At 54.4% G+C, this 281-nt stretch carries 1 rRNA gene; it reads right to left on the reverse strand.

The annotated features are described in order from the left end of the window. Window positions 1-281 (reverse strand): 16S ribosomal RNA (locus ACTHS3_RS17745); the annotation flags it as partial.

Raw genomic sequence — 281 nt, forward strand, 5'->3', positions numbered from 1 at the left:
GACTACCAGGGTATCTAATCCCGTTTGCTACCCTAGCTTTCGTGCCTCAGCGTCAGAAGAGATCCAGTGAGCCGCTTTCGCCACCGGTGTTCCTTAGGATATCAACGCATTTCACCGCTCCACCCTAAGTTCCGCTCACCTCTATCTCCCTCGAGCACGGTAGTTTTGGGCGCAGTTCCTCGGTTGAGCCGAGGGATTTCACACCCTGCTTAATAAGCCACCTACGCACCCTGTAAGCCCAGTGATTCCGAGTAACGTTCGCACAGTTCGTATTACCGCGG

This window comes from Neisseria sp. P0009.S007, from assembly GCF_051962515.1.